The sequence below is a fragment of the Microcoleus sp. CZ3-B2 genome, assembly GCF_036705055.1.
Classification (GTDB): domain Bacteria; phylum Cyanobacteriota; class Cyanobacteriia; order Cyanobacteriales; family Microcoleaceae; genus Microcoleus.
The window spans coordinates 1-2,413 of record NZ_JAUBTN010000136.1 but is presented as its reverse complement, the minus strand read 5'-3'; the positions used below and the strand labels follow the sequence as shown (position 1 = coordinate 2,413).

Below are 2,413 nucleotides of genomic sequence, written 5' to 3'. Positions count from 1 at the left end.
CAATAACCAATAACCAATAACCAATAACCAATAACCAATAACTAATAACCAATAACCAATAACCAATAACTAATAACTAATGACTTCTTCCTTCCATTACATCCCGTAAATTGCTCGTTGCCGAACTTTATTATGCTATAAATTTAATTTTTTGGAGGGAGTGTTGAGTTGCAGATTATTGTTGAAGGCTGGCGTTTTATTTATCATTCCTACTGCGTAGCAAATCAATTTCAACTGCTAGAAATGCTGGCTCCCCCGCGAAAAGAAATAGAACTTTTCCACCGCGATATGCCCTACATAGACGCAGCTTGGGAAACAAAAATTAGTGTGTTCGATCGCCAAAATGAAACATTACTCCGCAGCATTCCCAGCCCTGCGGTAAATCAGTCAGCCGACGTGACGCTGCGAATGTACTGTCCGTGGGACTTTTCAGTATCCAGCAGCGCCGAAACTTGGGTATTTGCAGCGACAGAATGGGGGATTGTTACCCGCAGTGTATTAGATGCGATGGGGGTAAGGTCGATCGCCCAAACTCCCGTTAATTCACAAGTAAAAATTATTACACCTTCGGCGTGGTCAAAGGCGGGCTTAATTCGCAGCGGGGTTGAGGCCGATCGCATTGCTGTTGTACCTTTGGGAGTCGATCCTCAGATTTATTATCCGACCCAGGGCGATCGGCGTCAATGGCTCAGGGACAATTTCGGCTGGTCAAACTATTTTATATTTTTAAACATCGGCGGACAAACGGATCGCAAAGGCATTCGCCCTTTATTAAAAGCCTTTGCTGCGGTGGTTGACAAATATCCCCATGCGAGATTGGTTTTAAAAGGTTCTGAACTGCTTTATCCTTCCAGAGACGAGATTGCGGAAGCCTGTCGAGTGGTGCTCGACGATGCGGAAAGAGCGAGGGTTTTACCGAGATTGATTTATACTGGTACGCAGCTATCTTTTGATCGAGTAGCTGAGTTGTACCAAGCTGCGGATGTTTATGTTTCTCCCTATTTGGCGGAAGGTTTTAATCTGCCGGTGTTGGAGGCTGCAGCTTGCGGTTTGCTGGTAATCTGTACTGCGGGCGGCCCTACGGATGATTTTACGCGATCGGATTTTGCGTTGCGGATAGAGAGTAAATTTACGGCTGTGGTTGTCGATGGGGAAACTTTATTTATGTTAGCTCCTGAGTGGGAACATTTGACTGATTTGATGCTCAGGGCGATCGAACAGCCTGGAATAGCTGCCAAAGCTAGGGTTGCGGGGCCTGGTTTTGTGGCTGAGCATTTTTCTTGGCGCTGTGGAGTCGATCAATTGTTTGAGGTTATTGGAGGGGATAAACAGGGTGAGGATCAATCTATTTTTGAGCCAATAATTTTATAGTTTGGCGCGTTTCAATCCCTAGTAGGGAGTGTGGTTTATTGCGGCTCGATCGATGTTATTTTCATGTTTGGGTTCCTAAAGTTTCAATCCCTAGTAGGGAGTGTGGTTTATTGCGGCTCACCGAAATCTGGGGAATTCCGGTTGGTGGTGAAATGAAGTTTCAATCCCTAGTAGGGAGTGTGGTTTATTGCGGCTGCGCGGGTTGCGTCCTTCCCGTTCTGGTTTGTCCAGAGGTGAAATGAAGTTTCAATCCCTAGTAGGGAGTGTGGTTTATTGCGGCGACGATCGATGCTAGTGACTGATTTGGCTCGATCGCAAAGTTTCAATCCCTAGTAGGGAGTGTGGTTTATTGCGGCTCAGGTGCGTTAGCCCCTTGATACCATACGTACTGTTTCAATCCCTAGTAGGGAGTGTGGTTTATTGCGGCTCGATTAAATTTAGGCATCTTGAACGTGTGGGTAGTTTCAATCCCTAGTAGGGAGTGTGGTTTATTGCGACTCTTTCCCCGCTTGTGCAATGTTGTCGCCGATTTGTTTCAATCCCTAGAAGGGAGTGTGGTTTATTGCGGCTCGGGGATATCCGTCTCTAGATTGCCCGAATAAGTTTCAATCCCTAGTAGGGAGTGTGGTTTATTGCGACTTGAAGTGAGAAGTATAGATTAGTAGAAGATAAAGGTTTCAATCCCTAGTAGGGAGTGGAGTTTATTGCCTGTAGTTTAGACTAAAAAATGAGCGCAGCTAAAAGTAGCGACCTTTGAATCTCAGGCAAACTGTTGCTTAAAAACTCAAGAGGGAGAAGATTAAATGGCTAACCTTGAAGACTTTTTACGTCGAGAAACCCGTTTTTTGACAGTGGGATAGCACGGGGCCTTGGTACGTACCTTTCCTTTTTCCCAACCGGGGAATTTTCCCCTATGTTTAGGGATTTTAGTAGGAGTACCAATGTCAACTAAAAGCGACAACATGGATTGGGCAACACGTCCAGGAGTTACATTGATATTAGCAGATTGCCCCGCGTAGTATATTTTCAACCACTAAATCCC

Annotated in this window: 1 protein-coding gene and 1 CRISPR repeat array; the gene reads left to right on the top strand. The window is 45.4% G+C overall.

The genetic code is table 11. The annotated features are described in order from the left end of the window. Positions 1 to 168 precede the first annotated feature (168 nt). The gene (locus QUA97_RS28085) at positions 169 to 1,371 is read left to right on the top strand and encodes a glycosyltransferase family 4 protein (protein WP_333197590.1); all 1,203 of its coding nucleotides are present in this window, start codon (positions 169 to 171) and stop codon (positions 1,369 to 1,371) included. A gap of 8 nt (positions 1,372 to 1,379) precedes the next feature. Continuing rightward, positions 1,380 to 2,084: a CRISPR direct-repeat array (repeat unit 39 nt; unit sequence GTTTCAATCCCTAGTAGGGAGTGTGGTTTATTGCGGCTC). Between the last annotated feature and the right edge of the window lie 329 nt (positions 2,085 to 2,413).